The organism is Luteibacter jiangsuensis (assembly GCF_030812295.1).
GTDB classification, from domain to species: Bacteria; Pseudomonadota; Gammaproteobacteria; order Xanthomonadales; family Rhodanobacteraceae; genus Luteibacter; species Luteibacter jiangsuensis_A.
The window spans coordinates 170865-193654 of sequence record NZ_JAUSSK010000005.1 but is presented as its reverse complement, the minus strand read 5'-3'; the positions used below and the strand labels follow the sequence as shown (position 1 = coordinate 193654).

Sequence of the window (22790 nt, the reverse complement as noted above, 5' to 3'; positions counted from 1 at the left end):
TATCGTCCTCGTCATGCAGCCCTATCTCGATCTCCTTCGTCACGTCCTCGAGCACGGCGCTGGGAAATCCGACCGCACCGGCACCGGCACGCGCAGCGTATTCGGCTGGCAGATGCGCTTCGACCTCTCGAAGGGCTTTCCGCTGGTCACCACCAAGAAGTTGCATCTGAAATCGATCGTCCACGAACTGATCTGGTTCCTGCGGGGCGATACCAATACGGCTTACCTGAAAGAGCACGGCGTCAGCATCTGGGACGAATGGGCCGACGCAAACGGCGACCTCGGCCCCGTCTATGGGGCCCAATGGCGCGCATGGCCCACCGCCGACGGCAAGACCGTCGACCAGATCGCCTGGTTGGTGGACGAGATCAAGCGCAATCCGGATTCCCGTCGCCTGATCGTCTCGGCATGGAACGTCGGCGAGTTGCCGAAGATGGCGCTGATGCCGTGCCATACGATGTTCCAGTTCTACGTCGCGAACGGGAAGCTGTCGTGTCAGCTGTACCAGCGTTCGGGCGACATCTTCCTCGGCGTCCCGTTCAACATCGCCAGCTATGCCTTGCTGACGCACATGGTCGCGCAGGTGACAGGCCTGGAACCGGGGGATTTCATACACACCCTGGGCGATGCGCACCTTTACTCGAACCACGTCGAGCAAGCGACGAAGCAGCTCACGCGCGAACCGCGGTCCTTGCCGAAACTGATGCTGAACCCCGACGTGCGTTCCCTCTTCGACTTCCGTTTCGAAGATATCGCGATCGCCGGCTACGACCCGCACCCGGCGATCAAGGCGCCCGTGGCGGTGTAAGTCAAACGGCTGTTAGTTCCACCTCAACCCGCAGAGGACTACTATCCGCTGCGCATGGGCCGCAGGCCCGACCGTTTCCGCCCTTGACCCGCGAAGGAAGTTTCATGGCCGTTCACCTGGTTGCCGCGCTCGATGAAAACTTTGCCATCGGCAAACAGGGAGGACTTCCCTGGCACCTTCCCGACGACCTGAAGTACTTCAAGCGCCTGACGATGGACAAGTCGGTACTGATGGGGCGCAAGACCGCCGAGTCGATCGGCCGGGCGCTGCCGGGCCGGGTGAACTACGTGCTCTCGCGCAAGGGCGTGGCGCCTTTCCCGGGACAGATCACGGTGCGCTCGGTGACCGAGGCCCAGGCCAGCTGCGGCCACACCGGCCTCATGGTGATCGGTGGCGGCGAAGTGTTCCGCGAGGCGCTGCCGTATGCGCGTAGCCTTTACCTCACGTGGGTCTACGCAGCCGTGGACGGCGCGGACGTCTTCTTTCCCGGGATCGATTTCAAGGAATGGACCGAGGTGTCGCGCGTGCACCACGCGGCCGACAAGGAACACTCGCATCCGTTCGACATGGTCGAATACGTCCGGAACGTTTGATGCAAGTCGTCGCCGGCGTCCTCGTCGACGACCGCGGACGGGTCCTCATCGCCCAGCGGCCCCCGGGCAAGCACCTGGCGGGCCTGTGGGAGTTTCCCGGCGGGAAACTCGAGCCGGGCGAGAGCGCCGGGGCGGCGCTGGAGCGCGAACTCGACGAAGAACTGGGTATCGCCGTCGACCCGCATTCGTTCGAAGCGCTGATCCGCGTGCCGTGGAACTACGGCGCGCGCGAGATGGTGTTGGAAGCAATGGTGGTCCGAGCCTGGAACGGGGAACCGAAGGCGCTGGATGCGGCGGCTATCGCGTGGCACGAGCCCTGGGCGATCGATCCGGCCATCCTTGCGCCCGCCGACCGGCCGATCCTGGCGGCGGCGCGCTTGCCGGGGCATTACCCGATCACACCGGCCCTGGCGACGCCGGACGAGGCCGTCGACGGGTTGCTCGCCGCCCTGGATCGCGGCGAGCGGCTCTTGCAGCTGCGTCTTCCCGCACAGCCTGTCGAGGTCGTGCGTGCGGTGGCGTCGCGCGTGCTGCCCCATGTGCGGCGTTTCGGGGCACATCTGTTGCTCAACCGCGATATCGAAGGCGCCCTATCGTTGGGCGCTGGCGCGGGGGTGCACCTGGGCGCGTCGCAACTGCGCGACCTGACGGAGCGGCCACTCCCACCGGCCTGCATCGTCGGCGCCTCTTGCCACGATGCGACAGAACTTGCGCTCGCTTCGCGACTTGGCTGCGATTTCGCGACCCTGTCGCCTGTCCTGCCGACGGCAAGCCATCCCGATGCCGAGCCGCTGGGGTGGCCACGTTTCGCGCAACTCGCCGAGGCGGCTTCGCTCCCGGTCTATGCGTTGGGCGGGCTCGGGCCCGAGGACATGGCCGAGGCGCGGATGCATGCCGGGCAGGGCGTATCGGGGATTCGAAGGTTTTTCTGAGGTTTTTTTGGGGAAGCCGGAGGGGCCCGGCTCGGCTTCGCCATCGCTTTTTTTGCGTGTCGAGGCAGGGGGAGGCGTCGGGTGCCATTCTCGTTCGCTAAGTCCTCGTCCGGCCTACGCCTCCCTGCGGAATCGCTCTGAGAACGGTACCCGACGCCTCCCCTCCAAACGACGCGGCGGGTTGGTTGACGAGCAGCGCGAGGGCGCTCGGCCGCACGGCTTTTTCGGTGGGAGCCGACCCTGTCGGCGATGGGTGCTTGCGAAAACCTGTCACACCGCGCAATGCCGAGGGCGTATCGCGTAGGCGAAAGGCGTCGAGGCAAGAGTCCCCCAGGCTTTTCACAACACTCCCCGTCACGAGCCGGAGGGGAGTCGTCGGGCGTCGCCCTGGGAGCGATTCCGCAGGGAGGCGTAGGCCGGACGAGGACTTAGCGACCAGGGTGACGCCCGACGGCTCCCCTGCCTCGAGGCAAATCAAAACACGATGGCGAAGCCGAGCCTGATGTCGCAAGCCACCCTCGGAAAAATGCGTGACGACTCTTTTCCAAGGTTTCAGCGCCGATGTTTCTACTTGGACTTCAGCCGGGCCACCAGCGCCTGCAGGACGCCCTGGGTTTCATCGCCGAAGAAGTCGTCGATGAAACCCGGATCGAGCAGGTTCGTCGTGTCGCCCCATACCGCGACGAGGTCGGCGCGGGCAATGGCCCGCGTGCGCAGCATGGCCTTCGGCGGCAGCTTGAGCAGGTCGGCCAGCCAGTTCACGGCGCGCGTGACCACCTGTTCGACCGTGGCCAGTTCATCGACCAACCCGATCGCGTGGGCCTGTTCGGCGTCGACCATCGCACCGGCCACCAGCAAGCGCTCGGCGCGGTACGCGCCGACGACGCGGCGCATCGCGAACTGTATGGGTTCCGGAACCGACAGCCCCACCTGCACCTCGTTGAGACCGATCTTGTACGGACCGTGCGCCATCACGCGGTAATCGCAGAACAGCGAAACCACCGCACCGCCCGCCGGGCTGTGACCGGTGATGGCGGCCACCGTCGGAACGCGTGAGGCCGCGATGGCCCCGCACAGACCGAAGAACTCGTCCCAGAATTCGCCCACCCCGGCACGGTCCCTCTGGAGTAGGGCGGGGACGTCCACGCCGGCGGAAAACATGCCTTGCGCGCCCGATAGCACGATGCCGCGCGCGCCGTTGGAAGGAGCCTCGGCGATCGCGTCGCGCAGCGCCCGGACCAGGGCGATGTCGAGCGCGTTGACCGGCGCGCGGGCCATGCGTATCTCGTGGATGTCGCCGTCGTGCAGGAGGATGTCGAGCATGTCGTTGTCCGTGGTGTGGATGGGGCGACCGGGCCGGGCCTACTTGGGCAGGTCGGCGTCGGTCCAGGTGTAGCGCACCGCGTAGTCGAGATCCGCGCTGCCGTTGGCCGGCACCTCGACCTTGAACTCCAGCAGTTCCGGCGAGACCTTCGACGGTTTCACGGAGGAAGAGGTCACCGTCCATGCGCGCCAGCGACCGGGATGTTCGCGCACGACGATGGTACGGGCGGTGTCGCCGGCATTGGTGAGATGGATACGCATGCCTTCGTCGATGCGGTGCGCGGCGGCATCGGCGGTGAAGGCCGTCTGCTCGCGCGTCGCGCCGAGGTCGAAGGCGTTGCCGAGCGATACGGTCGTGTCCTTGTTCTTCGGCGTGTCGTCCAGGCGTCCCTCGCCGAGGAGCTCGGCGTTACCGTCGCGGTCGGTGGTGAGCACGCGTACGTAACCGGCAGGAAGGGCGTCGAATGCCTTGAAGCGCAGGTTCGAGACGACCGGCACGCCGTTCGTCGGGAGGCCGATGTCACGCTCCATGCGCGGCTGCGGCGGCTGATAGGCCATGCCGGTGTCGTAGACGGCTTCGCGCTGGCAATCCAGCATCCTGCTGTCGTACAGCGGCGTTTGCGTGACGCTGCCGTCGGGCAGGTCGACCGCCGTGGGCAAGGTGTAGGTGCGCAAGTCGCCCAGCGTGGCCTGGTGGGGTTCCGCCGATGCCATGTCCATGGCCGCCATGGGTGCCGGTGCGCGGGCCATGAACATCTTTTCCTGCCTCGGCGGTGCCTTCGCGCGGCGTGCGTCGCCCGCGACGAGTTTCAGGGACACGTCCTTCCAGTCGCGCCCGCTGCGGTTGGCGATGCTGGCGGCGGCGTCGAAGGCCATGCGGCACGTGTTGCCCGGGGCGAGCGTGGCGACGTAGGCGCCGCGCCAGCCGAGCCCGGAGGTAGGATAGTCGAGTTGCGCGGTGGTCGATCCTGCCGAGCCGCCGTTGACGCGCACCTGCAGGGTCGAGCCACGGGCGAAGTCCGTGGCATCCGCCGCACGCAGGGCGGCGTATTGACGGATCAGGCTGGCCTGGCCGTTCGCCTCGCGTACGACAAGCGCGTCGCCGCCGCGGACCAGCGTGCCGGTGGCGATCGGCTGGCCACTCTCGCCGATCACGCTGACGTTGTGGCCCACGAGTCCGGCCACGGCTCCATCGAAGCCCTGTCCGAGCAAAAGGCGTTGGGAGACGACGCGCGTGTTCTTGCCGGGAAAGCGCAGCGACATGGCTTCGCTGTCCAGAGCGGCGGGGAGGCCGTCGATGGAAAGGTCTTGCACGCCGCCTTTCAAGTCGAACGCGCGGCGCTCGTGGACGACGGCGTAGCCATCGCCGGACACGGCATCCCCGCCGGTGGAAAAGAGTTGATCGCCATCGGCGCGGTAGAGCGTGAGCGCGGTACGCTCATTGGCGGCAAGGGCGGGCAGGGCGACGGCGCAGGCGATCGCGAGTACGAGGGAACGGCGCAACATGATTCACTCTCTCCGTGGGTGACCCTGACGGATCATACCGGTCGGATCTGAATCCGCGCGATCTTGCGACGTGCGGCAGGCCTCACTTTGGAGGCCTGCCTGCTCGAGTCAGGCGTTCTCGGCTTCCGCCACCGCATCGCGGATCACCTGCGGTACCTCGACCGGACGACCGTTCCTCGGGTCGATCCAGACCATGGTGACGCTGCCGTCGCAATGGATCCTCGTGGCGTCGTTGGCGGCCACGATGCGGTGGCCGATGGTCATGGAGCTCGTGCCGATGCGATTGACGAAAAGCTCGATCTGGATGTCCGCCGGGTATTCGATGGGCATGCGGTAGTTCAACTCGCTACGCGCCATCACCGGTGTGCCGTCGTCGCCGTACCACTTGCCGGGCAGCTGTTCCAGCCACTTGATGCGCGCCTCCTGCAGATAGACCAGGTAGTTCGCGTTGTTGACGTGGTTGTAGGCGTCGAGGTCCTGCCAGCGCACGTCCATCGGCGTGATGAACAGCGGAACGGGCGTGGGGGTGTTCGAGGCTTCAGTGGTCATGCAGTCCTTTTTTTCTTCGCGTCCGGGGCCGCTTTCGCGACCGGTTTCTTCGTGGCGGTCTTGCTGACCGCCTTCGTCGTCGCCTTCGTCGTCGCCTTGGCGACGGGCTTGGCCGGTTTCAGGTGGGGCAGGAGGAAGCGGCCGGTATGCGATTCCTTCGTCGCGGCCACCGTTTCCGGCGTGCCGCTGACGAGGATGCGGCCGCCGCCCGCTCCCCCTTCGGGCCCGAGATCGATCAGCCAGTCGGCTGTCTTGATGACATCGAGGTTGTGCTCGATCACGACAACGGTATTGCCGTGTTCGACGAGCTTGTGCAGCACGTCGAGCAACTGTTCGATGTCATGGAAATGCAGGCCCGTGGTGGGCTCGTCGAGAATGTAGAGCGTGCTTCCCGTGTCGCGCTTGGACAGTTCCTTGGACAGCTTCACGCGCTGCGCCTCGCCGCCGGAAAGCGTGGTGGCGCTCTGGCCAAGCTTGATGTAATCGAGGCCGACGGCGCGCAGGGTTTCCAGTTTGCGCGCGATCACCGGTACGTTCTCGAACAGCTTGAAGGCGTCTTCCACGGTCATGTCGAGCACGTCCGCGATGGTGTGGCCCTTGTAGAGCACTTCCAGCGTTTCGCGGTTGTAGCGTTTGCCGTGGCACACGTCGCAGGGCACGTATACATCGGGGAGGAAATGCATCTCCACCTTGATCATGCCGTCGCCCTCGCAGGCTTCGCAGCGGCCTCCGCGGACGTTGAAGCTGAAACGGCCCGGCGTGTAGCCGCGCTGGCGCGACTCCGGCACCTGTGCGTAGAGCTCGCGCAAGGGCGTGAACAGGCCTGTATAAGTGGCCGGATTCGAACGCGGGGTGCGTCCGATCGGTGACTGGTCGATGTCGACCACCTTGTCGAACAGTTCCAGGCCCTCGATCGACTCGTACGGTGCCGGTTGCTCGCTGGCGCCGTTGAGTTCCATTGCGGCGAGGCGATAGAAGGTGTCGTTGATCAGGGTGGACTTGCCCGAACCGGACACCCCCGTGACACAGGTGAAAGTGCCCACCGGGATGCGGACGTCGACATCCTTGAGGTTGTTGCCGGTGGCGCCCTTGAGCTCGATCCACTGGTCGTCGCGGGCCTGGCGGCGCTTGGACGGCACCTGGATGCCGCGCTCTCCGCTGAGGTACTTCGCCGTGACCGACCGGGGCGACGCCAGCACTTGCTCGAGCGTGCCCTCGGCGACGATGTGGCCGCCGTGCACGCCGGCACCCGGGCCGATGTCGAGGATATGGTCTGCGGCGCGGATGGCGTCCTCGTCGTGTTCCACCACGATCACCGTGTTGCCGAGGTCGCGCAGGCGGGTGAGGGTGCCGAGCAGGCGTTCGTTGTCGCGCTGGTGCAGTCCGATGGATGGCTCGTCCAGCACGTACATGACGCCGACGAGGCCGGCGCCGATCTGGCTGGCCAGGCGGATGCGCTGCGCCTCGCCGCCCGACAGCGAATCGGCCTGGCGGTCGAGCGTGAGGTAATTGAGGCCGACGTCGTTGAGGAAGGTGAGGCGTTCGCGAATCTCCTTCACGATCTTCACCGCGATCTCGCCGCGCCAGCCGGGCAGCTTCAGTTTCTCGAAGAAGGACAGGGCGTTGTCGATCGCCAGCGAGGTCAGCTCGGGGATCGCGCGATCGGCCACGAACACGTTGCGTGCCGACGGGTTGAGACGTTGTCCGCCACAATCCGGGCACGGATGATCGGCGATGTAGCGAGCCAGCTCCTCGCGTACCGCCGCCGACTCGGTCTCGCGGTAGCGGCGCTCCAGGTTCGGCAGGATGCCCTCGAACTTGTGCTCGCGGGTTACCTTGCCGCCGCGCTCGGTGATGTAGCGGAACGGGATGAGTTCGCGGCCGGAACCGTTCAGGACAGCGTTCTGCACCGACTTCGGCAACTCGCGCCAGGGCGTCTCCGGGTCGAAGCCATAGTGCTTCGCCAGTGAAACGATCATCTGGTAGTAGTAGGCGTTGCGGCGATCCCAGCCGCGGATGGCGCCACCGGCGAGGCTGAGTTCGGGGTGTCCGACCACGCGCGACGGATCGAAGACCTGGGTGACGCCCAGGCCATCGCAGGTCGGGCAGGCGCCGACCGGGGAGTTGAACGAGAACAGGCGCGGCTCGAGTTCCGGCAGCGAGTAGTCGCACATCGGGCACGAGAAACGCGAGGAGAACAGCTGTTCCGTCGCCTTCTTGTCGTCCATGTCGACGAGGATCACGATGCCGTCACCGAGGCGCAGGGCGGTCTCGAACGATTCGGCGAGGCGCTGCTTGATGTCTTCGCGCGGGCGGAAGCGGTCGATCACCGCCTCGATGGTGTGCTTCTGGCGCAGCGTCAGCGGCGGCACGGCGTCGAGGTCGTAGACCTCGCCGTCGACGCGCGCGCGGACGAAACCCTGGGCACGCAGCTGCTCGAAGACCTGCACGTGCTCGCCCTTGCGCTCGCGGATGACCGGCGCGAGGAGCATCCAACGCTTGTCCGGGTCCAGCGCCATGGCCGTGTCGACCATCTGACTGACGGTCTGTGCTTCCAGGGCGATGCCGTGAGTCGGGCAGCGCGGTGTACCGACGCGCGCGTAGAGCAGGCGCAGGTAGTCGTACACCTCGGTGATCGTGCCGACGGTGGAACGGGGATTGTGCGACGTGGACTTCTGCTCGATCGAGATGGCCGGCGAGAGGCCTTCGATCGTGTCCACGTCCGGCTTTTCCATCATCGAGAGGAACTGCCGCGCGTAGGCGGACAGTGACTCGACGTAGCGTCGCTGGCCTTCGGCGTAGATCGTATCGAAGGCGAGCGAGGATTTGCCGGACCCGGACAGGCCCGTGATCACGATGAGGCGATCGCGTGGGAGGTCGAGGTCGATATTCTTGAGATTGTGCGTGCGGGCGCCGCGGATGCGAATGCTGTCCATGTGCCGACGTAAATGGGGGAAGTCGCTGACTATACCAAGGGTTTTCGGCCTTCATTCCGTATCGACCTTTGACAGGTCATCACATTTGTTATGCGGGACCGGAACCCTGCCGGATGTGGGTGACCCCGATGGCCGCGCGCGGCTACCATGGCCCGGCCCCGGGGAGGGGTCGAAGCCACCCATTCGAAGAGGAAGACACGCATGCGTAAGTGGACAGGGATCGCTGCCGGCCTGGTGCTGGCAGGTTGTGCGGGCCAGGCGCTGGCGGCGCCGCCCTCCGAGCAGCAGGTGCGCCAGTTGATGGACGCCGTCGGCATGGGCCGCATGCTCAGCCAGATGAACAGCCAGATGGCGGGCGTGATGCAGAACGCGTTGCCCTGCGTGCCGGCCAGCTACTGGCAGGGTTTCGTGGACGCCAACGCCACCAACCAGTTGATCGGACGGATGGTGCCGGTCTACCAGAAGCATTTCAGCGCCGAGGATATCGACGGCCTGCTCAAGTTCTACCGCTCGCCCCTGGGCCAGAAGGTGATCACGCAAATGCCGGCGACGATGGCTGAAGGCATGCAGATCGGTAAGCAGTGGGGCCAGGAACGCGGCCAGCAGATGATCGCCCAGCTGCAAAGCCAGGGCACGCTGAACCAGCAGGGCCAGTGCCCGGCGGCCGGCGCGGCGGCGAAACCGGCTCCGGCGCCCGCCCCGGCGGCGCCTGCGAAGAAGAAGTAGTTCCAGCGGAGGAGGGTTCGCGGCGGGGAGTGGGTCGCGGTGGGAGGAGCCGCCTTCGGCGGCATCGCCGACAGGGTCGGCTCCCACCGGGCCAGGTCGGTTCCCGTCCCAAGCCAGGCGGTTCCCATCGAGGCCCATGCCCGGTGGGAGCCGACCCTGTCGGCGATTCCTGCTCGCCGGATCGAAGCTAAGGCCATGTTTTCAAACCAATGTCTTCTCAAGGAGCCGTCCAGGGCCCGTCCCGGCATTCCGGCCTTAACCACCTGATTGACCTTGCCTTTTAGGCCCCGCTATAATTCGCGATTCGCAACACCCGCAAGACCCTAAAAAGAACTACATAATCAGCAACAGGAAACAACCATGAGCTACGCAGTCATCAAGACCGGTGGCAAGCAGTATCGTGTGATGGCAGGCGAAATCCTGCGCGTCGAGCTGCTCCCCGCCGAAGTCGATTCCACCATCCAGTTCGACCAGGTTCTCCTGGTGGGTGAGGGTGAGTCGATCACCGTTGGCGCCCCGCTGGTCGCCGGTGCCACCGTCAGCGCGAAGGTTCGCGCCCACGGTCGCGCCGATAAGATCCGCATCGTCAAGTTCCGCCGTCGCAAGCACTACAAGCGCACGCAGGGACACCGTCAGCATTACACCGAAATCGAGATCACGGGCATCAACGCCTGAGTCGCCGGAGGATATAAGTCATGGCACATAAAAAAGGCGTAGGTTCCAGCCGTAACGGCCGCGATTCGAACCCGAAGTACCTCGGCGTGAAGATCTACGGTGGCCAGGCTGTCGAAGCCGGTAACATCATCGTTCGCCAGCGTGGCACCAAGTTCCACGCCGGCGTGGGCGTCGGCCTCGGCCGCGACCACACCTTGTTCGCGCTGGTCGACGGCACCGTGTCGTTCAAGACCCGCGGCGAAAAGGGCCGCAAGTTCGTCGACGTCGTCCAGGCGTAAGCCTCGTCCGACGCGATAGCGAAGGCCCCGCCATAGGCGGGGCTTTTCGTTTGTACGGCGGCATCACTTCTACCCAGGTCATCTTCCATGAAATTCGTCGACGAAGCGCAAATCAGGGTCTCGGCCGGTGACGGCGGCAACGGCTGCGTGAGCTTCCGTCGTGAAAAATTCATCCCGTTCGGCGGTCCCGATGGCGGCGACGGCGGCAACGGCGGCTCGGTGTGGCTGGTGGCCGACGAGGGGCTCAACACCCTCGTCGATTTCCGCCACATGCGCTCGTTCAAGGCGCCGCGCGGGCAGGGTGGCATGGGCAGCCAGATGTACGGCAAGGGCGGCGAAGACATCGAAGTCCGTGTCCCGGTCGGCACCGTGGTGACCAATGTCGACACCGACGAGGTCATCGGCGACCTCACCATGCATGGCCAGCGTCTCAAGGTGGCTCAGGGCGGTCGCGGCGGTCTCGGCAATATCCATTTCAAGAGCTCGGTGAACCGGGCGCCGCGCAAGTCCACGCCGGGTACGCCGGGCGAGGTGCGCGACCTGAAGCTCGAACTTCGCCTGCTGGCCGATGTCGGCCTGCTGGGCTTCCCCAACGCCGGCAAGAGCACCTTCATCCGTGCCGTGTCGGCGGCGACGCCGCGCGTGGCGGATTATCCGTTCACCACCTTGCACCCGAACCTGGGTGTGGTGCGCATCGGTACGGACCAGAGCTTCGTGATCGCCGATATCCCGGGAATCATCGAGGGGGCGGCCGAAGGTGCGGGCCTGGGTATCCAGTTCCTGCGCCATGTGTCGCGTACCAGCCTGTTGCTGCACGTGGTCGATATCCGGCCGATCGACGGCTCCGATCCCGTGGAGCAGGTGCGTGCCATCGAGCACGAGCTGCAGCAGTTCGACACCGAGCTGGTCGATCGCCCGCGCTGGCTGGTGATCAACAAGTCCGACGTGATCGACGACGAGGACGAACTCAAGCGCGTGGTCGACGACATCGTCGCCCGTCTGGAGTGGACGGCGCCTTGGTTCGTCGTTTCCGCCGCGGGCGAGATCGGCACGTGGGATGTGTGCCTGAAAGTTCAGCAGTTCTTCGATGCCGAGCGCGTCGCGCGCCGTGAGCGTACCGAGGCGGCCGACGATGTCCGTATGCGCGGCGACGACTGAGGGTGGGAGCCGACCCTGTCGGCGATGATACTTGCCGTAACCTGGCCCGCTGCCGCGGGATCGCCGCTGAAGCGGCTCCCACAAGGTGGGCTCCTGGAAGGCAACAAAAAAGCCGGCGTAAGCCGGCTTTTTTGCGAACGGCGATGTCGCGCAGGCTTATGCCAGGTCGCGGATCTTCGCGTTCAGGCGGCTCTTGTGGCGAGCGGCCTTGTTCTTGTGGATCAGGCCACGGGCAGCGTAGCGATCCATCACCGGCACGGCGACGGCATATGCGCTGACAGCGCCAGCCTTATCCTTGGCGTCGATCGCCTTGACGACCTTCTTCAGTGCGGAACGCACCATGGAACGCGCGCTGACGTTGCGCAGACGGCGCTGCTCCGACTGACGCGCACGCTTCTTCGCGGACTTGATGTTGGCCAAGGTAAAGCTCCAGAGTTCGGTTGGTTTTAAAAAAGACGCTCATTTTGAAGCCAAAGACGGGTTGCGTCAATAGCTTAGCCCCCGCGCGAGCGGCTCGGCGGACGGACAGGGCGGGTTGCCCCGGAAATTCCAGATGGCGGACTGTCCTCCGCCCTGGCGCCGCTGTCAAACTAGGGGTTTGTTCCAGGTATCCCCCGTACGGATGAAAACCCCCAGTCTCCTTCGCGGCATGCTCAGCTTCAGCGGCATGACCATGGTGTCCCGCGTGCTAGGCCTGGTCCGCGACATGGCGATCAACGCCTCGTTCGGCGCTAACGCGGCCACCGACGCCTTCTGGGTGGCTTTTCGCATTCCCAACTTCATGCGCCGCCTGTTCGCCGAAGGGTCGTTCTCGACGGCTTTCGTGCCCGTCTTCACGGAAGTGAAGGAGACCCGGCCACACGAGGACCTGAAGCGGTTGATGTCGCTGACCGCCGGCACGCTTGGCGGCGTCCTGCTGGTGGTCGTGGCCCTGGGCGTGATCTTCGCGCCACAAGTGACGGCCGTCTTTTCACCGGGCGCCGTCGAGACACCGGAGAAATTCGGCCTCACGGTCGACCTGCTGCGGCTGACCTTCCCCTTCCTCCTGTTCGTTTCACTCACGGCCCTGAGCGGCGGCGCGCTGAACAGCTTCCACCGGTTCGGCCTGCCGGCGCTGACGCCGGTGATCCTCAACCTCTGCATGATCGCCGGGGCGCTGTGGCTCGCGCCGAAGTTGCACACGCCGATCATGGCGATGGGCTGGGCCATCCTCGTGGCCGGCGCGCTGCAGCTGGTTTTCCAGATGCCCGCGTTGAAGCAGCTGGACCTGCTCACGCTGCCGCGCTGGGGCTGGAGCTCGCCGGATGTGCGCCGGATCATGCGGTTGATGGTGCCGACCCTATTCGGCTCGTCGGTGGCGCAGATCAACCTGCTGCTCGACACGGTGATCGCCTCGCTGCTCATCGCCGGTTCGCAAAGCTGGTTGTCGCAGGCCGACCGATTCCTGGAGTTGCCGCTGGGCGTGTTCGGCGTGGCGCTGGGGACGGTGATCCTGCCTTCGCTTTCGCGCCATCACGTAACCACCGACAAGGAAGGCTTTTCCCGCGCGCTGGACTGGGGCCTGCGCACGACGCTGCTGATCGCCGTGCCGGCGATGTTCGGCCTGATGATCCTTTCGGTGCCGCTGGTGGCCACGATCTTCCAGCATGGCCGGTTCACCGCGTTCGACACGAGGATGGCGTCCCTGTCGATCTCGGCGTTGAGTTTCGGGCTGCCGGCCTTCGCCCTGGTCAAGGTCGTGCTGCCGGCCTTCTATGCGCGCAAGGACACGAAGACCCCCGTCCGCGCCGGCGTCGCTTCGCTGGTGGCCAACATGGTCTTCAACGTGGCCTTCCTGGCTTTGCTGTTCTTCCTCTGGGCCAGCCCGGCGCAGAAGGCGGGTTCGTGGATGGAGGCGATCGCCACGATCCCGGGACTGCACATGGCCCTGGGCATGGCCAGCGCCTTGGCCAGCTATCTCAACCTGCTGCTGCTCTGGCGCTGGCTGGGCAAGGCCGGCGTGTATACGCGCCAGCCGGGCTGGGGCCGTCATCTGGTCCGCCTGGGCATCGCCTGTGCGGTGATGGTCTCCGTGCTGCTCGCCGGCCTGTATGTCTGGCCGGAATGGAGCGCGGTCGAGAAATGGGAGCGGGTATGGCGCTTGGCCGTGCTGGTCGGTGCCGGTGGCGGCGCCTACGTGGGCACGCTGTTCGCCATGGGTTTCCGCCTGCGCGACCTGCGCGCCCAGTGAGGAACCGGGCGTCGCATTGTGCGGCGCAATGGGGCGGCTATACTGGCCCGATGGCTTTTATTCCGCATCGATTCAAGGGTACCCGGGCATGACGCTGCGACTCCATCGCGACGTCGACGGCCCATGCCTCGCACCCGAAGGCAGCGTGATCGCGATCGGTGCTTTCGACGGGCTCCACCTCGGCCATCAGGCGATCCTCTCCGAGGTGCGCCAGCGGGCCGAGGCGCGGGGCCTGGCCCCCGCGGTGATCTCCTTCGAGCCCTTGCCCCGCGCCTTCTTCTCGAAGGAGCCGGTGCCGCGCCTTTCAGGGGTGCGCGAAAAGGCCGAGGGCATGACGGCCGCCGGCATCCGCGAGTTGCTCTCGTTGCGCTTCGACCAGGCCTTGACCGCGATGTCCGCCGAGGACTTCGTCCGCAAGGTGATCGTCGGCCGCATGGCCGCGCGCGAAGTGTGGGTGGGTGAGGATTTCCGCTTCGGCCACCGTCGGGGTGGGGATTTCGCCCTCCTGCAGACGATGGGCGTCGACCTGGGGTTCACCGCGCATGCGGTGCCGCCGGTACGGGTCGATGGTGAACGGGTGTCGTCGTCCCGGGTGCGCACGCTGCTGGCCGAAGGCCGCTTCGGCGAGGCCGCGCGCCTGCTGGGCCGGCCGTTCGTCATCGATGGCCATGTGGAACACGGCCAGCAGTTGGGCCGCACCCTTGGATATCCCACCGCCAACGTCCATCTCAGTGAGCGGGTGAGCCCGATCCATGGCATCTTCGCCGTTCGTATCGGCATCGGCGACGGTCCTTGCAGCTGGCCAGGCGTGGCCAGCCTGGGTTACCGGCCGACGGTGAACGAGGTACGCGAGCCGCTGCTCGAGGCCCACCTTTTCGATTTCTCCGGCGATCTCTACGGCCAGCGCATCGGCGTGGAGTTCGTGCGGAAACTGCGTGACGAAGAAAAATTCGACGGCCTCGACGCCCTGACCGCGCAAATGCGCAAGGACGAGATCGCCGCCCGGCAGGCCCTTGGGATGAACCCCATACTTGTCGATGCATGACGCACCGCGCGAATGCGCGTTGCGCCCCGAAACCCACGGTTCCCAGCGATGACCCAGGATTACAAGAACACCATCAACCTGCCGCAGACGGACTTCCCGATGCGCGGCGACCTGCCCAAGCGTGAGCCCGGCTGGCTGGCCACGTGGGAGCGCGTGGGCCGCTATGCGCAGATTCAGGCGCACACGGCGGGGCGCGACAAGGTGTTCGTGCTGCACGACGGCCCTCCCTATGCCAACGGCGTGATCCACCTCGGCCATGCGGTCAACAAGGTGCTCAAGGACGTCGTCGTCAAGTCGAAGCTGATAGCCGGTTACCGCGCCCCTTACGTGCCGGGCTGGGATTGCCATGGCCTGCCGATCGAGATCGCGATCGAGAAGAAATTCGGCAAGGCGGGCGACAAGCTCGACGCCGCCGCGTTCCGGCAGAAGTGCCGCGAGTACGCGATGGCGCAGATCGATCTCCAGCGTACTGACTTCAAGCGCCTGGGTGTCCTCGGCGATTGGGAAAAGCCGTATCGCACGCTGGATTTCACCTACGAGGCCGACATGATCCGTGCGCTGGCACGCATCGTCGCCAACGGCCACGTCGTGCGTGGCGCCAAGCCGGTGTACTGGTGCTTCGATTGCGGTTCGGCGCTGGCCGAGGCCGAGATCGAATACGCCGACAAGACCTCGCCGGCGGTGGACGTCGCCTATGCCGCGGTCGATCCCGTGTCCTTCGGTGCGTTGTTCGGCATCGCCACGGGTGACGCGAACATCGCCGTTCCCATCTGGACGACCACGCCCTGGACGCTGCCTTCCAGCCAGGCCGTGTCGCTGGGTGGCGAGATCGAATACGCCCTCGTCGAGGGGCCTTCGCATGGCGGTAAGCCGCTGCTGCTGGTGATCGCCTCGGCGCTGGCCGAAAAGGCACTGGCCCGCTATGGCGTGGACACGGTGAATGTGCTCGCCCGCGTGCAGGGCGCGGTACTGGAAAATCAGCCGCTGCGTCATCCGTTCTACGACAAGCACGTGCCGGTGATCCTTGGCGACCACGTGTCCGACGAGGACGGCACCGGTGCCGTGCATACCGCGCCCGACCACGGCGCGGAAGATTTCGTCGTCGGCCAGAACTACGGCATCGGCACGCTCAACTACGTCGACGGCCGCGGTGTCTATCGGGCTGACCTGCCCTTGGCGGGGGATGTCTCCTTCGCCGGCGTGCACATCTGGAAGGCGAACGACCAGATCGTCGACCTGCTACGCGATCGCGGGGTGTTGCTCGCTTCGGCGAAGCTCACGCACAGCTACCCCCATTGCTGGCGGCACAAGACGCCGGTGATCTTCCGCGCCACGCCGCAGTGGTTCATCGGCATGGAGCAGGCCGACCTGCGCCGCACCGCTCTCACGTCGATCAAGGCCGTGCGCTGGGTGCCCGGGTGGGGCGAAGAGCGCATCGCGGGCATGGTCGAGGGCCGTCCGGACTGGTGCATCTCGCGCCAGCGCACCTGGGGCGTGCCGATCACGCTGTTCGTCGACAAGAACACGCACGACCCACACCCGGATTCCGTCCAGTTGATGGAGAAGGTGGCGCGGAAGGTCGCGCTGGAAGGCATCGACAGCTGGTTCTCGCTCGACCCGCGCGAACTGCTCGGTGACGAAGCGGACACGTACGAAAAAGTGACCGACGTCCTCGATGTCTGGTTCGATTCCGGCGTCAGCCATTTCGCCGTGGTGGGCGCGCGCCCGGAACTGCAGGCTGGCGACGCCAGCGAGTACAAGGTGATGTACCTGGAAGGCTCCGACCAGCACCGCGGCTGGTTCCAGTCTTCGTTGCTCACCTCGGCGGCGATCCACGGCCGCGCGCCTTACGACCACGTGTTGACCCACGGCTTCACGGTGGATGCGCAGGGTCGCAAGATGTCCAAGTCGCTGGGTAACGGCATCGAGCCGCAGGACATCATGAAGACTCTGGGCGCGGACATCCTGCGCCTGTGGATCTGCTCGACCGACTACCGCAACGAGATGTCGCTTTCGGACGAGATACTGAAGCGCGTGGCGGACACCTATCGACGCATTCGCAATACCGCGCGCTTCCTGCTCGGCAACCTCGATGGCTTCGATCCGGACAAGCACCTGCTCGCCACCGACGCCTGCCTCGATCTCGATCGGTGGGCGGTGCGCCAGGCGGCGGACACGCAGGCGGCGATCGTTGCCGCATACGAGCGATACGACTTCCCCGAGATCGTGCAGCGCGTGCAGAACTTCTGCACCAACGAACTCGGCGCGTTGTACCTCGACATCACCAAGGACCGCCTCTACACGATGCCGACGGACAGCCGCGGCCGGCGCAGCGCGCAGAGCGCGATGTACCGGATTCTCGAGGCCATGACCCGCTGGCTGGCACCGATCGTCAGCTTCACCGCCGAGGAAATCTGGGCGCACATGCCAGGCTCACGCGGCGAGTCGGTGCTGTTCGAGACCTTCTACGAAGGGCTCGACGACGTGCACCAGGACGCCGACGCGCGTGGCTGGTGGTCGACCTTGCTGGCGATCCGTGAGACGGCGTCGCGCGTGTTGGAAGGGATGCGCAAGGACGGCCAGATCGGTGCCTCGCTCGACGCCACGCTGACGATCCATGCCGACATCGCCACCCAGGCGGCGCTGGCTGAATCGGCGTCCGAGCTCCGGTTTTTCTTCATCACCTCGGAAGTGACGCTCGCGCCGCTGGAAGGCCGTCCGGCGTCGGCCGAGCGGGTGGATCTGGGTGGAGCCGAGGTGTATGTCTCGGCCGCGGTCAGCGACGCGGTCAAGTGCATCCGTTGCTGGCACCATCGTCCCGATGTCGGCGTCGATCCGGCCCATCCGGAGATCTGTGGCCGCTGCGTGGAGAACGTGACGGGGCAGGGCGAGGACCGCCGCTGGTTCTGACCGGCGGCTTCGCCACATCAACCCCTGACACCTATGGCCCCTGACGCATGACCGTACGTCCCAAACCCAACGCGCTGTCCTGGCTCTGGCTCGCCGCCGTGATGATCGTGTTCGACCAGCTGACCAAGTGGTGGGCGCTCACTGCCCTGCAGCCGGCCGAGACACCGCATCCGGTGATTCCGGGCGTCCTCAACTGGACGCTCACTTTCAATACCGGCGCCGCGTTCAGCTTCCTGGCCGATAGCGCCGGCTGGCAGCGCTGGTTCTTCGTCCTGCTGGCGGCCGTCATCAGCGGTACCCTGGGCGTGTGGCTCTCGCGTACCCCGCGCCACGACTGGCGTACCGCCGCGCCCCTGGCCTTGATCGTGGGCGGTGCGCTGGGCAATGTGATCGATCGCGTCCACGCGGCCAAGGTCACCGACTTCATCCAGGTCTACCTGGGCAGCTATCCGTTTCCGGTCTTCAACGTGGCCGATTCCGCCATCAGCGTGGGGGCCGCGGCCCTGATCGTGTTCAGCCTGTTCAGCGGCTCACCCAAGCCCGCCGTGCGATAATGCGCGGGTTCCGGCGCCCCCAAGGCGCCCAAAGCCCATAGCCACGGCCCCACGGCCACGAGGTCCCCCTTGGACATCCTCCTCGCCAATCCCCGCGGTTTTTGTGCCGGCGTCGATCGCGCCATCGCCATCGTCGAGCGCGCGCTCGAATCCTACGGCGCGCCCATCTACGTGCGTCACGAGGTGGTGCACAACCGTTACGTCGTGGAGCGCCTGCGCGCCGACGGTGCGGTCTTCGTCGACGAACTCGACGAAGTGCCCGATGGCTCCACCGTGATCTTCAGCGCCCACGGCGTGCCGAAGGCCGTGCGAGAGGAAGCCGACCGCCGCCACCTGAACGTGTTCGACGCCACCTGTCCGCTGGTGACCAAGGTGCACATGGAAGTCGCGCGCCTGGGCCGCGCAGGCCATGACGTCGTCCTCATCGGTCACGCCGGGCATCCTGAGGTCCAGGGCACGATGGGGCAGTGGAACCGGGTCAACGCCGGCCATATCTACCTCGTCGAGTCGGTCGAGGATGTCGCCGAACTGGTGCCCTCGCAGCCTGACAAGCTCGCCTTCGTCACCCAGACGACTCTCTCGGTGGACGACACCATCGCGATCATCGGCGCTCTGCGCGCGAAGTTCCCGAGCATCGAGGGCCCGCGCAAGGACGATATCTGCTATGCGACGCAGAACCGGCAGGATGCCGTGCGCCGCCTTGCCGACGCGGTCGACCTCGTCCTCGTGGTGGGCTCGGTCAACAGCTCCAATTCGAATCGCCTGAAGGAACTGGCCGAGAAACAGGGCGTCACCTCGTACCTGATCGACGGCGCCGAACATATTCAGCGCGGCTGGCTGGAAGGCAAGACCCGCGTCGGCGTCACCGCGGGTGCCTCGGCACCGGAAAAGCTCGTCCAGGAAGTGATCGCCCGCCTGCAATCCTGGGGCTCGGGCAGCGTGCGCGAACTGGATGGCGAGGCGGAAAACATCACCTTCGCCCTGCCCAAGGAGCTGCGCATGGCCGGCTGAGGCTTGCGCCGGGTGCCAAGCTTCCCTAGAATTCCGCTTCTCGCCGGAATAGCTCAGTTGGTAGAGCGCGTCATTCGTAATGATGAGGTCGTAGGTTCGATTCCTATTTCCGGCACCAGCGCCTTTCTCCCGGACTGCCGACGAGCGGTCCCGGAGGACACAAAAAAACCCGCGCCAGCGGGTTTTTTTGTGTCTGCCGTAAGAGCATCGCCGACAAAGTCGGCCCCCACAAGGTAGCTGCAAGCTGACCGGGTAGCCAAAAGCCGGTGGGAACCGACCCTGTCGGCGATTCGACAGCTACGGAGCGTGATCCGCCGCGTTGTCGTTGAACTGCTTGAAAAAGCCCGCATAGCTTCCGTTCGCCTCGGCGAAGCGCAACGGCTTCACACGCTCGACGAGGATTTCCGTGGCGTCCGGCGTGGTCTCGATCAGGCGCATCGTCTCGTCGATGAACGCATCCAGCGGCATCGCGTTCGGATCGTTCTTCTGCCGCTCTCCCATCAGTTCGGTCTGCACATAGGGCGGTACCAGTTCCAGCACCTGTACCGACGTGTCCTTCAGCTGGTAGCGCAGCGTTTCCGAATACGAATGGATCGCCGCCTTGGTCGCGCAATAGGTCGGAGCGACGGCGAAGGGAAGGAAGGCAAGGCCGGAAGACACCGTGACGATGCTCGCCTTCGGCTGCGCCAGCAGGTGATCGATCAGTGCCGCGTTGAGCCGGATCGGCCCGAGCAGGTTGGTGGTGATGGTGGCTTCGGCGGTATCCGTGGTGCCGTCGGTCAGCCGTTCCGGACGCATGATCCCCGCGTTGTGGATCACCACGTTGAGGGCTGGGAAGTCCTTGCGCAGCTGCGCGGCGAAGCGCTGGATCGCCATGGGGTCCTCGATGTCCAGCATGGCCGACTTCATGCCGGGATGGGCCTCGGTGGTCGCGTCGAGCGCGGCCTGCCGCCGCCCCGCGATGACCACCTGGTTGCCGCGCGCATGGAAGGCTTCCGCCAGGGCCCGACCGATGCCCGAGCCGCCGCCGGTGATGAGGATCGTGTTGCCTGTGATGTTCATGGGAACCTCGTCGGAGAAAGGGTAGGTGTAGGCTAGGCTTGACACGATCTTATGGAAAGTAGGAGCCAGAAAGTTCCATACTTACTCTTTGGAAACCATGAACCATCGATATGCCAGCCAAAGCCAGGAAAATCTATGACGAGACTTGCCGTGTGCTAGGCGAGCCCTACACGGACCCGGAGCTCGACGCGCTGGTGCGGGGGATCATCGAACGCGTGGCCGACCGCTGGACGATGCTCACGCTGGAGGTGCTGGCGGAACATGGCCGCCTGCGTTTTGGCCGCCTCGCCGACCTTATCGGTGGAGTCAGCCAGAAAATGCTGACCAAGACCTTGCGCCAGATGGAGGCCGATGGGCTGGTCACGCGCACGGTCTATCCGGTGGTGCCGCCGCGCGTGGAATACGAGCTCACCGAAATCGGCCTGAGCCTCGGCGCCGCCTTTTGCAGCGTATGGTTGTGGGCGGAAAAGCATCGCGCGGACATCGAGGCGGCACGTGCCGACTACGAAAAGCGTGCCACCGGCGAGGACTAGTTGCGGCGCCGGCCGGATAGGCCGAGGATGCCGCATGGACCATCCCGTTCGCCCCCTCTTTCTCACCGCCCGGTTGCGCCTGGACCGCCTCGTTCCGGCGGACGCACCGCTTCTGCATGCTTACCGTGGCGATGATGCCGTGGCCCGCTACCAGGGCTGGAAACCGGCGAACGTCGGCGATGCCGAGGCGTTCATCGCAAGGCAGGCCGTCCAGCCCTTCGCCGCTCCCGATAGCTGGTTCCAGCTCGCCATCCGGGAAAAGGACTCCACCGAACTCGTCGGCGATCTCGGCATCCATTTCCCCCCAGTCCCAGGCGGGGCGATCGAGTTGGGGGTATCGCTCCGGCCCGAACGGCAAGGCCGTGGCTACGCCCGCGAAGCCATGGCCACGGCCCTCGGCCTCGCCTTTGGCGATTGGGGCTACCGGCGTGCCGTGGCCTCGGTGGACCCGCGCAACGTCGCCAGCATCGCGCTGTTGCGTTCGCTCGGCTTTCGCCAGGAGGCCCACCATGTGGAGAGCTATTTCTTCCGCGGTGAATGGGTCGATGACGTCGTCTTCGCCCTGCTGGCGCGTGAATGGCCTCGCCAGGGTTGAGGAAAGGCCACGAGCGATGCGCTACGTCCGTGTCTACGTCATGCAGCCCCCGCAATCCGGTGCCGAATGGGCAGTACGAGTGGATGCGGAAAAACCGGTGCGCTTCGCCCAGGAGCGCGATGCGTTGTCCTATGCCCTACGCCAGGCCCGCGCGCACCACGCGGGTGGCGCCTCCGTGGAATTGCGGATCGAGGACGACCATGGGCATTGGCGCAGCATGGCGCTCTGATCGCTAGACGGACGCGAGGCGAGCCATGGTCGCCGCGCTGGGCGGTGCCAGGTGGAGCAGGGGAGCATCCGGCAGGTAGCGCCAGTCGCCCAGGCGCCGGGGCAGGCGGGCATCGGGATGATCGGCGCGAAGGGCATGGATCGCCTCTTCGGCGCTGTCGTAGCGACCGGCTTCGCGATCGCCGTGGAGCGCACGCCAACGGTGGCCGTGGCGAACGACGCGGAACGGAACATCGGCCGAGGTGAAGACATACTGCGCGAGCACGGAAGAACTCCTTTCTTAGCCCGCTCATTCTCACCGCTGCTTCGTGACCGCTGCGTTATGCCGGTGCGACGCCGGCGTGTCGGCGACACGCGCGGCGTCGTGTGGCGCGATCTACTTGGGTGCTTTCGCCGGCACGAAGGGCGAGACCGGATCGCTGGCCGGGAAGGTTTCTTCCAAGGCGTGGTCCTGGTTCTCGTCCGCGTGCGCCTTGCGGGCCTTCTTCTCGCGTTCCGATTCCGGATGCTTCGGCTGGCTGTGGTCGGGGTGTTTGACGTCCTGGCGGTCGTGGTTCATGGCGGGCCTTCCTGTGTGGGTGAGGCCGTCATGGAGCCCCCAGGGGCGTGAACGTGCGGTGCGCTTTACGTCAGGGCGTCGCGAGGGTATTCGTGATGAGGGTGGTGGCCTCGCTGCAGGAGACATCCCGCAGTTCCTGCCCGTCGCCGTTTTCCTGCCGGGCCTGGTTGATCAGCTTCCTGGCCCTCGCTTCGCCGGCATGGAACGCCGCGCTCCCCGTTCCTCCCGACGTAAGCGCATCCACTTTCTGCCGGAAGGCATCGATCTGGCCACCGGGAATTCCGCAGAGGAACTGGCCGAAACCCGCCGCTTGCCCCGCGTCGTCCAACGTGGCGCCGGGAAGGCCGGTTTCCTGGGTCTGTGCGGTTGCCCAACACGTCCATAGAAGGCTGGTGGCGATAAGAATCGCGCTGGTCGGTCGCATGACATTTCCCCGTGTGGATGGTCGGTGCCGCCCGAGGCGGCTCCGGGCTGCCATCCTAACGTGAGCCCCGGCCCTCGTCAGGCTCCGCTTGTCGGCGGCCACCTACCGCTCGTCGGGAAGCGCCTTAACAAGGCCGGGGTCCGGGATAGGCTATC

General features: G+C 65.7%; 24 protein-coding genes and 1 tRNA gene. 16 read left to right on the top strand and 9 right to left on the bottom strand.

What is annotated here, in order from left to right; genetic code table 11:
* Positions 1-13 precede the first annotated feature (13 nt).
* From J2T07_RS17085 to J2T07_RS17075, 3 genes are all read left to right on the top strand, one after another.
* On the top strand, positions 14-808 hold the full coding sequence (locus J2T07_RS17085; protein WP_306851536.1) for a thymidylate synthase: 795 nt from the start codon (positions 14-16) through the stop codon (positions 806-808).
* A gap of 104 nt (positions 809-912) precedes the next feature.
* Positions 913-1401, top strand: a complete 489-nt coding sequence (locus J2T07_RS17080) for a dihydrofolate reductase (RefSeq protein WP_306851534.1) — start codon at positions 913-915, stop codon at positions 1399-1401.
* Positions 1401-2333: a Nudix family hydrolase gene (locus J2T07_RS17075; protein ID WP_306851531.1), complete on the top strand. Its 933-nt coding sequence runs from the start codon at positions 1401-1403 to the stop codon at positions 2331-2333. Before J2T07_RS17080 ends, J2T07_RS17075 begins: the two co-directional genes overlap by 1 nt.
* A gap of 567 nt (positions 2334-2900) precedes the next feature.
* Here J2T07_RS17075 and J2T07_RS17070 read toward each other — a convergent pair.
* The 4 genes from J2T07_RS17070 to uvrA all read right to left on the bottom strand — a co-directional run bounded on the left by J2T07_RS17070 (position 2901) and on the right by uvrA (position 8647).
* A complete protein-coding gene (locus J2T07_RS17070; protein ID WP_306851529.1) occupies positions 2901-3656 on the bottom strand; it encodes an enoyl-CoA hydratase/isomerase family protein in 756 nt (251 codons plus the stop codon).
* 39 nt (positions 3657-3695) lie between these two features.
* Entirely contained in the window at positions 3696-5162 is a 1467-nt protein-coding gene (locus J2T07_RS17065) for a DUF4139 domain-containing protein (RefSeq protein WP_306851527.1), read from the bottom strand.
* Positions 5163-5270: 108 nt separating this feature from the next.
* Positions 5271-5711 carry an acyl-CoA thioesterase gene (locus J2T07_RS17060; protein WP_306851526.1) on the bottom strand — a complete coding sequence of 147 codons (441 nt, stop codon included), beginning with the start codon at positions 5709-5711 and terminating at the stop codon, positions 5271-5273.
* Positions 5708-8647, bottom strand: coding sequence for an excinuclease ABC subunit UvrA (gene uvrA, locus J2T07_RS17055; protein ID WP_306851525.1), 2940 nt, complete (start codon positions 8645-8647; stop codon positions 5708-5710). The genes J2T07_RS17060 and uvrA overlap by 4 nt, the downstream gene beginning before the upstream one ends.
* A 201-nt stretch (positions 8648-8848) precedes the next feature.
* Here uvrA and J2T07_RS17050 point away from each other — a divergent pair, with 201 nt between their 5' ends.
* The 4 genes from J2T07_RS17050 to cgtA all read left to right on the top strand — a co-directional run bounded on the left by J2T07_RS17050 (position 8849) and on the right by cgtA (position 11484).
* The gene (locus J2T07_RS17050) at positions 8849-9373 is read left to right on the top strand and encodes a DUF2059 domain-containing protein (RefSeq protein ID WP_306851523.1); all 525 of its coding nucleotides are present in this window, start codon (positions 8849-8851) and stop codon (positions 9371-9373) included.
* A gap of 360 nt (positions 9374-9733) precedes the next feature.
* The gene (rplU, locus tag J2T07_RS17045) at positions 9734-10048 is read left to right on the top strand and encodes a 50S ribosomal protein L21 (protein WP_306851521.1); all 315 of its coding nucleotides are present in this window, start codon (positions 9734-9736) and stop codon (positions 10046-10048) included.
* Between the two features lie 20 nt (positions 10049-10068).
* Positions 10069-10326 (top strand): 50S ribosomal protein L27, encoded by a 258-nt coding sequence (gene rpmA, locus J2T07_RS17040; RefSeq protein WP_144911162.1) that lies wholly within the window; start codon positions 10069-10071, stop codon positions 10324-10326.
* A gap of 87 nt (positions 10327-10413) precedes the next feature.
* Positions 10414-11484 carry an Obg family GTPase CgtA gene (cgtA, locus tag J2T07_RS17035; RefSeq protein ID WP_306851518.1) on the top strand — a complete coding sequence of 357 codons (1071 nt, stop codon included), beginning with the start codon at positions 10414-10416 and terminating at the stop codon, positions 11482-11484.
* Between the two features lie 156 nt (positions 11485-11640).
* Here the strand turns inward: cgtA and rpsT are convergent, their stop codons facing one another.
* The gene (gene rpsT / locus J2T07_RS17030) at positions 11641-11904 is read right to left on the bottom strand and encodes a 30S ribosomal protein S20 (protein WP_072321609.1); all 264 of its coding nucleotides are present in this window, start codon (positions 11902-11904) and stop codon (positions 11641-11643) included.
* Between the two features lie 202 nt (positions 11905-12106).
* Here rpsT and murJ point away from each other — a divergent pair, with 202 nt between their 5' ends.
* The 6 genes from murJ to J2T07_RS17000 all read left to right on the top strand — a co-directional run bounded on the left by murJ (position 12107) and on the right by J2T07_RS17000 (position 19352).
* Positions 12107-13714: a murein biosynthesis integral membrane protein MurJ gene (gene murJ, locus J2T07_RS17025; RefSeq protein WP_306851517.1), complete on the top strand. Its 1608-nt coding sequence runs from the start codon at positions 12107-12109 to the stop codon at positions 13712-13714.
* 88 nt (positions 13715-13802) lie between these two features.
* Positions 13803-14759: a bifunctional riboflavin kinase/FAD synthetase gene (locus tag J2T07_RS17020; RefSeq protein ID WP_306851516.1), complete on the top strand. Its 957-nt coding sequence runs from the start codon at positions 13803-13805 to the stop codon at positions 14757-14759.
* A 48-nt stretch (positions 14760-14807) separates the two neighbouring features.
* On the top strand, positions 14808-17669 hold the full coding sequence (gene ileS / locus J2T07_RS17015) for an isoleucine--tRNA ligase (protein ID WP_306851515.1): 2862 nt from the start codon (positions 14808-14810) through the stop codon (positions 17667-17669).
* A gap of 47 nt (positions 17670-17716) precedes the next feature.
* Complete coding sequence (gene lspA, locus J2T07_RS17010) at positions 17717-18223, top strand: signal peptidase II (RefSeq protein WP_306851513.1); 507 nt, start codon at positions 17717-17719, stop codon at positions 18221-18223.
* 69 nt (positions 18224-18292) lie between these two features.
* Positions 18293-19234: a 4-hydroxy-3-methylbut-2-enyl diphosphate reductase gene (gene ispH, locus J2T07_RS17005; RefSeq protein ID WP_306851511.1), complete on the top strand. Its 942-nt coding sequence runs from the start codon at positions 18293-18295 to the stop codon at positions 19232-19234.
* A gap of 42 nt (positions 19235-19276) precedes the next feature.
* Positions 19277-19352 (top strand) — tRNA-Thr (locus J2T07_RS17000).
* Positions 19353-19531: 179 nt separating this feature from the next.
* Here J2T07_RS17000 and J2T07_RS16995 read toward each other — a convergent pair.
* Positions 19532-20296: an SDR family oxidoreductase gene (locus J2T07_RS16995; RefSeq protein ID WP_306851509.1), complete on the bottom strand. Its 765-nt coding sequence runs from the start codon at positions 20294-20296 to the stop codon at positions 19532-19534.
* Between the two features lie 110 nt (positions 20297-20406).
* Between J2T07_RS16995 and J2T07_RS16990 the strand changes: the two genes are divergently transcribed.
* From J2T07_RS16990 to J2T07_RS16980, 3 genes are read left to right on the top strand one after another with little or no spacing between them, the layout of a single operon-like run.
* Positions 20407-20829, top strand: a complete 423-nt coding sequence (locus J2T07_RS16990) for a winged helix-turn-helix transcriptional regulator (RefSeq protein WP_306851507.1) — start codon at positions 20407-20409, stop codon at positions 20827-20829.
* A 34-nt stretch (positions 20830-20863) separates the two neighbouring features.
* Complete coding sequence (locus J2T07_RS16985) at positions 20864-21424, top strand: GNAT family N-acetyltransferase (protein WP_306851505.1); 561 nt, start codon at positions 20864-20866, stop codon at positions 21422-21424.
* A 16-nt stretch (positions 21425-21440) separates the two neighbouring features.
* The gene (locus J2T07_RS16980; protein WP_306851503.1) at positions 21441-21653 is read left to right on the top strand and encodes a hypothetical protein; all 213 of its coding nucleotides are present in this window, start codon (positions 21441-21443) and stop codon (positions 21651-21653) included.
* 3 nt (positions 21654-21656) lie between these two features.
* Here J2T07_RS16980 and J2T07_RS16975 read toward each other — a convergent pair whose 3' ends face one another.
* The 3 genes from J2T07_RS16975 to J2T07_RS16965 all read right to left on the bottom strand — a co-directional run bounded on the left by J2T07_RS16975 (position 21657) and on the right by J2T07_RS16965 (position 22635).
* Positions 21657-21917, bottom strand: a complete 261-nt coding sequence (locus tag J2T07_RS16975) for a hypothetical protein (protein ID WP_306851501.1) — start codon at positions 21915-21917, stop codon at positions 21657-21659.
* A gap of 111 nt (positions 21918-22028) precedes the next feature.
* Positions 22029-22211 (bottom strand): hypothetical protein, encoded by a 183-nt coding sequence (locus tag J2T07_RS16970; protein WP_306852198.1) that lies wholly within the window; start codon positions 22209-22211, stop codon positions 22029-22031.
* Positions 22212-22281: 70 nt separating this feature from the next.
* The gene (locus J2T07_RS16965) at positions 22282-22635 is read right to left on the bottom strand and encodes a hypothetical protein (RefSeq protein ID WP_306851499.1); all 354 of its coding nucleotides are present in this window, start codon (positions 22633-22635) and stop codon (positions 22282-22284) included.
* Between the last annotated feature and the right edge of the window lie 155 nt (positions 22636-22790).

Excerpts from the sequence above, each read along its gene's own strand:
- J2T07_RS17085 (WP_306851536.1), top strand. The coding sequence starts at position 14 with ATGCAGCCCTATCTCGATCTCCTTCGTCACGTCCTCGAGCACGGCGCT.
- J2T07_RS17080 (WP_306851534.1), top strand. The coding sequence starts at position 913 with ATGGCCGTTCACCTGGTTGCCGCGCTCGATGAAAACTTTGCCATCGGC.
- J2T07_RS17075 (WP_306851531.1), top strand. The coding sequence starts at position 1,401 with ATGCAAGTCGTCGCCGGCGTCCTCGTCGACGACCGCGGACGGGTCCTC.
- J2T07_RS17070 (WP_306851529.1), bottom strand. The coding sequence starts at position 3,656 with ATGCTCGACATCCTCCTGCACGACGGCGACATCCACGAGATACGCATG.
- J2T07_RS17065 (WP_306851527.1), bottom strand. The coding sequence starts at position 5,162 with ATGTTGCGCCGTTCCCTCGTACTCGCGATCGCCTGCGCCGTCGCCCTG.
- J2T07_RS17060 (WP_306851526.1), bottom strand. The coding sequence starts at position 5,711 with ATGACCACTGAAGCCTCGAACACCCCCACGCCCGTTCCGCTGTTCATC.
- uvrA (WP_306851525.1), bottom strand. The coding sequence starts at position 8,647 with ATGGACAGCATTCGCATCCGCGGCGCCCGCACGCACAATCTCAAGAAT.
- J2T07_RS17050 (WP_306851523.1), top strand. The coding sequence starts at position 8,849 with ATGCGTAAGTGGACAGGGATCGCTGCCGGCCTGGTGCTGGCAGGTTGT.
- rplU (WP_306851521.1), top strand. The coding sequence starts at position 9,734 with ATGAGCTACGCAGTCATCAAGACCGGTGGCAAGCAGTATCGTGTGATG.
- rpmA (WP_144911162.1), top strand. The coding sequence starts at position 10,069 with ATGGCACATAAAAAAGGCGTAGGTTCCAGCCGTAACGGCCGCGATTCG.
- cgtA (WP_306851518.1), top strand. The coding sequence starts at position 10,414 with ATGAAATTCGTCGACGAAGCGCAAATCAGGGTCTCGGCCGGTGACGGC.
- murJ (WP_306851517.1), top strand. The coding sequence starts at position 12,107 with ATGAAAACCCCCAGTCTCCTTCGCGGCATGCTCAGCTTCAGCGGCATG.
- J2T07_RS17020 (WP_306851516.1), top strand. The coding sequence starts at position 13,803 with ATGACGCTGCGACTCCATCGCGACGTCGACGGCCCATGCCTCGCACCC.
- ileS (WP_306851515.1), top strand. The coding sequence starts at position 14,808 with ATGACCCAGGATTACAAGAACACCATCAACCTGCCGCAGACGGACTTC.
- lspA (WP_306851513.1), top strand. The coding sequence starts at position 17,717 with ATGACCGTACGTCCCAAACCCAACGCGCTGTCCTGGCTCTGGCTCGCC.
- J2T07_RS16995 (WP_306851509.1), bottom strand. The coding sequence starts at position 20,296 with ATGAACATCACAGGCAACACGATCCTCATCACCGGCGGCGGCTCGGGC.
- J2T07_RS16990 (WP_306851507.1), top strand. The coding sequence starts at position 20,407 with ATGCCAGCCAAAGCCAGGAAAATCTATGACGAGACTTGCCGTGTGCTA.
- J2T07_RS16985 (WP_306851505.1), top strand. The coding sequence starts at position 20,864 with ATGGACCATCCCGTTCGCCCCCTCTTTCTCACCGCCCGGTTGCGCCTG.
- J2T07_RS16980 (WP_306851503.1), top strand. The coding sequence starts at position 21,441 with ATGCGCTACGTCCGTGTCTACGTCATGCAGCCCCCGCAATCCGGTGCC.
- J2T07_RS16970 (WP_306852198.1), bottom strand. The coding sequence starts at position 22,211 with ATGAACCACGACCGCCAGGACGTCAAACACCCCGACCACAGCCAGCCG.
- J2T07_RS16965 (WP_306851499.1), bottom strand. The coding sequence starts at position 22,635 with ATGCGACCGACCAGCGCGATTCTTATCGCCACCAGCCTTCTATGGACG.